Origin of the sequence: Brevibacterium metallidurans (genome assembly GCF_037101285.1) — a bacterium.
In the GTDB taxonomy this organism is placed as follows: domain Bacteria; phylum Actinomycetota; class Actinomycetes; order Actinomycetales; family Brevibacteriaceae; genus Brevibacterium; species Brevibacterium metallidurans.
On sequence record NZ_BAAAAF010000001.1, the window covers coordinates 587942 to 594569 of the forward strand.

8 protein-coding genes are annotated in these 6628 nt (G+C 62.6%); all 8 read right to left on the minus strand.

Annotated features, from left to right (window positions below):
- Positions 1 to 557: 557 nt before the first annotated feature.
- The 8 genes from AACX88_RS17740 to rpmH all read right to left on the minus strand — a co-directional run bounded on the left by AACX88_RS17740 (position 558) and on the right by rpmH (position 6325).
- Positions 558 to 2279, minus strand: coding sequence for a ParB/RepB/Spo0J family partition protein (locus tag AACX88_RS17740; protein ID WP_459891375.1), 1722 nt, complete (start codon positions 2277 to 2279; stop codon positions 558 to 560).
- Positions 2272 to 3168 carry a ParA family protein gene (locus tag AACX88_RS02565; protein ID WP_339391530.1) on the minus strand — a complete coding sequence of 299 codons (897 nt, stop codon included), beginning with the start codon at positions 3166 to 3168 and terminating at the stop codon, positions 2272 to 2274. Before AACX88_RS02565 ends, AACX88_RS17740 begins: the two co-directional genes overlap by 8 nt.
- 66 nt (positions 3169 to 3234) lie before the next feature.
- On the minus strand, positions 3235 to 3873 hold the full coding sequence (gene rsmG / locus AACX88_RS02570; protein WP_339391531.1) for a 16S rRNA (guanine(527)-N(7))-methyltransferase RsmG: 639 nt from the start codon (positions 3871 to 3873) through the stop codon (positions 3235 to 3237).
- Positions 3866 to 4405 (minus strand): Jag family protein, encoded by a 540-nt coding sequence (locus AACX88_RS02575; protein WP_339391532.1) that lies wholly within the window; start codon positions 4403 to 4405, stop codon positions 3866 to 3868. The genes rsmG and AACX88_RS02575 overlap by 8 nt, the downstream gene beginning before the upstream one ends.
- 8 nt (positions 4406 to 4413) lie before the next feature.
- On the minus strand, positions 4414 to 5370 hold the full coding sequence (gene yidC / locus AACX88_RS02580) for a membrane protein insertase YidC (RefSeq protein WP_339391533.1): 957 nt from the start codon (positions 5368 to 5370) through the stop codon (positions 4414 to 4416).
- 106 nt (positions 5371 to 5476) lie between these two features.
- Positions 5477 to 5836, minus strand: a complete 360-nt coding sequence (yidD, locus tag AACX88_RS02585) for a membrane protein insertion efficiency factor YidD (RefSeq protein ID WP_339391534.1) — start codon at positions 5834 to 5836, stop codon at positions 5477 to 5479.
- A complete protein-coding gene (gene rnpA, locus AACX88_RS02590; protein WP_339391535.1) occupies positions 5808 to 6185 on the minus strand; it encodes a ribonuclease P protein component in 378 nt (125 codons plus the stop codon). The genes yidD and rnpA overlap by 29 nt, the downstream gene beginning before the upstream one ends.
- Before the next feature lie 2 nt (positions 6186 to 6187).
- The gene (gene rpmH / locus AACX88_RS02595; RefSeq protein WP_009376895.1) at positions 6188 to 6325 is read right to left on the minus strand and encodes a 50S ribosomal protein L34; all 138 of its coding nucleotides are present in this window, start codon (positions 6323 to 6325) and stop codon (positions 6188 to 6190) included.
- Between the last annotated feature and the right edge of the window lie 303 nt (positions 6326 to 6628).

A 6628-nucleotide genomic window follows, 5' to 3' on the forward strand; every position in this document is an offset into this window, starting at 1 on the left:
CGTGAAACCATCCAGCACGTTCGATTCCGTGAGCCACAAGGAACTCGAAACCGTGAACCCAACAGGTGATCAGCTCCTTCCATGGACGCGAGATACCACGTCCTTGGTCTGCCATGGAGAAAGGGCGACAGATCGAAGATGGTAGAGATATCCGGACTCCAAGGACACACACGTCGACTTCTTCAACCGCCACAGACGATGTTTCACGTGAAACCTGTACGTCATTACAAGAGCCGAGAAACCGAAGAGGAGGGTGCACTCCGGACGGGGAATGCCACGCTAGCCGCCTGAGCATCTGTTCGTGAAAGCGCGGTGGCAGCAATTGGACCCGCCGCAGGAGAGTGCGCCACAACAGTCGGTGCTGCTCCTTTGGCTGTTTCACGTGAAACAGATCCACTAGGCCGGCAGACCACGAAACGACCATGAAACTCATTCACCAACGCGAACGATCCGCAGGCCCATACAGCGCGGGCTATGGCACGTAAAGACCCCGGAGTCGAGGAAATTCAACTAGCTGGGAGAACACTCCCATGATGGTCAAGCCACCGCCGTGAAGGCTAGTTGGAAGCGTTAGTGGAGGTCACACCGAGCAGCGAAAGAATGCGATCAAGATCTTCCTGATTCGCGAATTCAACGCTCAGCTTGCCCTTGCGCTTGCCGACGGTGATGTTGACCTTGGTGTCCAGTCGATCACCCAGACGCTCGGCCACTTCGATGAACTCGGGGGCGACGCGGGATGTTGCACGTGAAACATTCACCGAATCACCACGATTGAGCAGTACAACCGCCTCCTCGGAGGCACGCACAGACAGCCCCTCGGCGACGATGCGCTGAGCGAGCACTTCCATCTGCTCAGGATCCTTGAGACCCAAAATTGCACGAGCGTGACCGGCAGAGATGACACCGGCAGCGACGCGACGCTGAACGAGCGGAGGAAGCCTCAACAGACGAAGAGTGTTCGAGATCTGCGGACGCGAACGACCGATCCGCTCAGAGAGCTCCTCCTGCGTGCATCCGAAGTCCTCGAGCAGCTGACCGTATGCTGCAGCCTCTTCGAGGGGATTGAGCTCCGCACGGTGCAGATTCTCCAGCAGTGCATCACGGAGAAGATCAGTGTCCTCGACGTAGCGGACGATCGCCGGGATCGTCTCGAGACCCGACTCCTTCGTCGCGCGCAGTCGACGCTCACCCATGATGAGCTCATAGCGCTCCGCCTCACCCGGCTTGCGTCGGACGACGACGGGCTGCAGCACACCGATCTCACGAATACTGTGAACGAGTTCAGCGAGCTGATCCTCATCGAAGACGGTCCTCGGCTGCCGCGGGTTCGGGTCGATGAGCGACACATCGATCTCACCGAAGGCTGTGTCCGGAATCGAATCGACTCCCGACGCTTCGGTACCGTCTTCCACCTCATCGCCGGAGTCGAGATCGCCGGACTCTTCGTCGGCCGATGTGATCGAAGTTTCTACTACAGAAGTAGTCTCGACTCCGTCGTCACTCGTCTCGCCTGCTGGTTCTGCAGCTGAGCTCCTTGTCCCGGCGCTGGTGTCTGCGGCACCCTCGTCGTCGCTGAATCCCCTCGAGGTGTAGACACCAGGATGGTCTTCACGGACATCGTCGTTCGCTGCGGTGAGATCCACGGCGCGAGTCTCCTCGACCACTGCTGCCTGTTCAGCCGCCACGGCAGAGTTCGCAACCCCGGTGGAGCGCTTCGCCCCTGACGGAGCAGTCCTGGCACCCGAGGCCTTCTCTCCAGCCGTCTTGGTCACGGTCGCCGTGGATGACGGCTTCGACGTCCTCGATCCAGTGGACTTAGAAGCAGTGGCCTTGGACGCAGAGGACTTGGAGGTCGTACCCTTGTTGGCAGCGCCCTTGGACGCAGCAGCGGTCTTCGCACCACCGGCCTTACCGGCTGCGGCAGTCTTGCCCGCCGACGACTTCGATGGTGCACGCTTCGTCGTTGCGCTCTTCCCCGATGTGCCGGACTTAGAGCTCGCTGTCGACCGAGACCCGCTCTTCGCTGTCCCAGCGGACGACGACTCCGTCTCCGAGCCCTCAGCTGCCGCCTTCGGCTTGCGGCGACGCGATGACTGCATCGAGGCCGCAGGATCCGTGCGACGACCGCGAGCAGGCTTCGCGTCCTCTCCGGCAGTCCGGTTCTGCTCCTCGGCATTGCCTCCGGAGAAGAAGACGTCGACGGGACGATCGTTGGACGCGGCGTCGGGGATGAGCGCTCCCAGGCCGCGACCCAGTCCGCGCTTCTTGCGTTCAGCCACGTTGCACTCCTCGATTGGCGATCTCTTCAGCGGCTTCCAGATACGACAGCGCGCCGCTGGAATGAGGATCATAGGTGATGACGGTCTGACCGTAGCTCGGGGCCTCAGAGATCCGCACAGAGCGCGGAATCGCGGTGCCGAGCACCTGCTCCGGGAAGTGCGTACGCACGTCCTCGGCGACCTGTGCGCTGAGGTTCGTCCGACCGTCGTACATCGTCAGCAGGATCGTCGAGACCGACAGCTGGGGATTGAGGTGCTTCTGGATGAGCTGGATGTTCTTGAGCAGCTGGCTCAGACCCTCGAGCGCGTAGTACTCGCACTGGATGGGGATGAGGACCTCACGGGCGGAGACGAAGGCGTTGACCGTGAGCAGACCGAGGCTCGGCGGGCAGTCGATGATGACGTAGTCGACACGGCTGCCCGCAGCCGCCCGCTCCTCGAGGTAAAGACCGAGGGAGCGCTGCAGACGCTGTTCCCGGGCGACGAGGGAGACGAGTTCGATCTCCGCGCCGGCGAGGTCGATCGTGGCAGGCACGCACACCAGGGTCTCGAAGTCAGGGGCCTGGGCGACGGCGTCCCGCATCGGCACGTCGTCGATGAGCACGTCGTAGATGCTCGTGACATCGGAGTAGTGGTCGATGCCCAGCGCCGTGCTCGCGTTGCCCTGCGGATCGATGTCGATGACGAGGACGTTGAGGTTCTGCGTTGCCAGAGCGCCGGCGATATTCACCGCGGTCGTCGTCTTGCCGACGCCGCCCTTCTGGTTCGCGATCGTGAAGATGCGGGTGGTGTCCGGTCTGGGGAAGCTCACCTGCGCCAGTCGGTCGGCACGCCGGTTGTCGCGAGCGATCGCGGCACCTATCGGAGACGACTCGTCCATGATCGGCATTCGGCGCACTCCATCATCCATCGGGTTCACAAAGCTACTGACAGCCTAGACCAATTTCGGTTCGTTCTATTTCTTCGCGATTTCCACAACACGACTGGGAACTTCGAGGATTCCGCCGTCGACGAGGTGGATTCTCGGCTGCCCGAAGCGGTACCGCTTGAGCAGCCTCTTCGCCTTGACCAGCTCACCCTCGACCGACTCTCCCTTGAGAGCGAGGATCCGCCCCTCGGGCCCGATGACCTCGTGCGTCCACTCGATGAGCGTACCCATCGCCTTGACCGCACGGGCGGTGACGACGGTGAACATCTCCTCGTCGGCGAGGTCCTCGACCCGGGCCCGCACGATGCGGACGTTGTCGAGACCGAGGTCGTCGACGACCATCTTCAGCCATTCGACCCGACGTTCCATCGGCTCGATGAGCACGACCTTCGCGCTCGGCCGCATGAGGGCGATCGGGATGCCGGGCAGTCCGGCGCCGCTGCCGACGTCTCCGACGACATCACTGTCGCCGACGAACTCGGCGACGACAGCGCAGTTGAGGATATGGCGCGACCACAGGCGATCGAGTTCTCGGGGACCGATGAGCCCCCATTCGATGCCGGTCGTCCCCAGATGCTCGGCGTAGCGCTGGGCCAGGGGGAACGCCTCACCGAAGTATTCCGCGGTGCCGGCCGGCGGTACCTCGATCGCAGCCTGGTCAGTCATCGGCGGGACGGACGACGACATGACGTCCGTCGCCTTCGCCTTCCGACTCGGACACGAGTCCGGCCTTCGCCACCTGATCGTGGATGATCTTGCGCTCGAAGCTGTTCATCGCCTTGAACGCGAATTCCTCGCCGGACTCCTTGACCTCGGCGATCGCGTCCTCGGCCTTGCGGACGAGTTCGTCGCGACGGCTCGAACGGTAGCCGTCGATGTCGAGCATGAGCCACGACCGCTGCCCGGTGCTCGTCTGCACGGCGAGGCGGCAGAGCTCCTGCAGGGCCCCGAGCGTCTTGCCGTCACGGCCGACGAGGGTGCGGAGGTTCGAGTCGTCCTCGTCCTCGCAGACGATCGAGAGCTGCGCTCGACCGTCGGCGACATCGATGTCGATGTCACCGTCGATGTCGGCGATGTCCATGAGCTCTTCGAGGTAGTCCGCCGCGATCTCGCCCTCTTCCTCGAGGAGCTCGGCCCGGGTCGGCTTCGCAGCCGTCTCCTCGGTGACTTCTTCGGAGTCGATGACTTCTTCTGACATGTCCTACCTCAGCGCTTCTTGTTCTTCTTGCGGTTCTTGCTCACGGGCTGCTGGCGTTGACCGGCCGGCTTCGGTGCCTCCTCGGCGGGGACGGAGGCACCTTTGACCTCGTCCTGCTTGACGGTCTTGCCCTTGCGCGCCTTGCGTTCGAGCATCTCCTTCTCGGCCTTGGAACCGGGAGCCGGCATGTTCCGGATGACCATGTGCTGCTGGACCATCGTCCACGTGTTCGACACGAGCCAGTAGAAGAGGACGCCGAGCGGGAAGTAGATGCCGCCGACGCCGAAGACGACGGGCATGATGTAGAGGAGCATCTTCTGCGACTGCATCATCGGGTTGGCCATCGCAGCCTCCGACATGTTCTTCGCCATCATCTGCTTCTGCGTGATGAACATCGTCGCCGCCATGATGATGATGAGCACGGCGGTGAGGAGCTTGACGGTGATGCCCGGATCCATGAAGGTCGCCGAGAGCGAGACGCCGAAGACCGAGGACTCCTCGGCCTGCTGGGCGAGTTCCTGGGTGAGACCGCCGATCGGGTCGATCTTGCCCTCGGCGACGTTCTGCATGTTGTGGATGACGCGGAAGAGCGAGAAGAAGATCGGCATCTGCACGAGCAGAGGCAGACACGACGCCCACGGGCTCGTCTTGTTATCGCGGAAGAGACTCATCTGCTCTTCGGCCATGGCCTGACGGGAGTACTGGTCCTTCTTGCCCTTGTACTTCGCCTGCAGACGCTGGATCTCCGGCTGGAGGAGCTGCATCTTGCGCTGCGCCCGGATCTGGTAGACGAAGAGCGGGATGAGCAGAGCACGGATGACGACGGTGAGACCCGCGATCGAGAGCACCCAGGTCCAGCCGTTGGCGGCGGGCAGTCCCAGGGCGGTAAAGATGTCATGGAAGATCGCGAGGATCCATGCCACTACCCACTGCAGGGGGTAGAGCAAGCTGTCGATCCAGTCCATTCAGTTCTCCTCGTTGCAACGATCCATCACGATCGTTCATTGTGCCATTGTTGTCAGTCGGTCGCGACACGGGTGCGGGCGCGGATATCCGGCGTTCGTCAGTCGTTCACGGGTGCTCGCCGTCGGCGTCGTGCATCGCCATCGACCGCGCCTGACGGGCCGAGCCGGGAACATGATCCACCCCACCGTGGGAGAAGGGATTGCATCGGAGCACTCGCCATCCAGTTAACACCATTCCCTTGAGAACTCCGTGTATCTCGAAGGCCTCGAGGCCGTACATCGAGCAGCTGGGATAGTAGCGGCACACCTGCCCGTAGAGCGGTGAGACGACGACCCGGTACGCCCGGATGAACCACACGAAGGGCATCCGCGGTGCGATGCGCACCAGCCACCACAGCCCCGGCCAGAAGCCGGCCGGGCGCCTCGGCACCTCGGACTCATGCCTGAGGTCGTGTTCGGCGTCCACTTCTCGCCTGCTTCTTCCGTGCCTTCTCGATGAGGTCGCCGACCTCCGATTCGAGAACGGCGAACTCGGCTTCTGCCGCATTCGGCAGCGCCCTGAGAACGAACAGGCTGCCCGAATCGAACTCGACGAGCCTGGGTCGCATGATTTCCCGCAGCCGGCGCTTGACCCGGTTGCGCTTGACGGCGTTGCCTACGGCCTTGGATACGATGAAACCCACGCGCGCGGCGTGGGAATCATCATTCTCGCTCAGGCTGTGGGCCATGAGGTGGTCCGAGCGCACACGGACACCGGCTCTGAAGACTCGTCTGAAGTCGTCGCCGTGCCGGAGGCGGTGCGCTTCCGGAATCACATTCAGGCCGAGACTTCGGAACGTCCCTTGCGACGACGCGATGCCAGGATGGCGCGGCCCGCACGGGTGCGCATGCGCAGACGGAAGCCGTGCTTCTTGGCGCGCTTGCGGTTGTTGGGCTGGAAAGTACGCTTGCTCACTTGGATCTCCGATATCTAGGTTGCGGGTGAACGCCAGTCGCGTTCTCACAAAAAACGGCGGTGCGAGTCTCGACCGCCGAGCACTCCTGTGCATGAGAGCTATGAAGATTCGGATGCAGCCCGGTACACAGGACACTCCATCTTAGCCAAGCGCGCAGAGCACGGTCAAACCGTGCGGGGATGTTTCACGTCACGCTTCCGCGCCGTCGACTCCCGTTCACCCCACCGTCGACTTCCGTCTTCCACAAGTCACAAGCATGTAGTTTTCCACACGCTTATCCACCAGTGTGGAGCATCGCCGGG